We start from the raw sequence: 426 nt of genomic DNA, 5'->3' as shown, positions 1-426 counted from the left end.
CCGTGGTGCGGCAGTTGGGGGAGTGGGGGTTCGGGCCGATGAGCGAAGCCTCGTGCTCGGTGGCGCTGGTGGTGGCGGAACTGGCCGCCAACGTGGTGTGCCACGGGCGGCTGCGCGGGCGGAACTTCCATGTGTGGGTGGACTACGAACTGCCCGCGGCCCGCTTCCGTATCGAGGTCTAGGACGCCTTGCTTGGCCGTACGCCAGAGGCTCCGGCCCTGCCGCCGGACGACCAGGAGTCGGGGCGCGGCCTGTTCCTGGTGGAGTGCCTGGCGACCCGGTGGGGATGGGAGCCCCGGAACCCGATCGGGAAGACGGTGTGGGCGGAGGTGGCGGCCGATCCGCCCGCCGATGCGGTCCGGGAACAGGTCTGATCACGGACAGCCGGCGGGCCGGGGCCGGGGCCGGCCGGTGACGGCGGTGACG

General features: G+C 73.2%; 2 protein-coding genes. Both read left to right on the top strand.

The window, feature by feature from the left end:
- Positions 1–182: hypothetical protein (locus tag AC0AIB_RS31455; protein ID WP_465098121.1), on the top strand; the 182-nt coding region annotated here is incomplete at its 5' end.
- Between the two features lie 6 nt (positions 183–188).
- A complete protein-coding gene (locus AC0AIB_RS31450; RefSeq protein ID WP_465098120.1) occupies positions 189–374 on the top strand; it encodes an ATP-binding protein in 186 nt (61 codons plus the stop codon).
- Positions 375–426 lie beyond the last annotated feature (52 nt).

The sequence above is a fragment of the Micromonospora sp. DSM 43699 genome (genome assembly GCF_055517075.1).
Note: the sequence above shows the minus strand (reverse complement) of the source record. Positions and strands in the feature narration are given on the sequence as shown.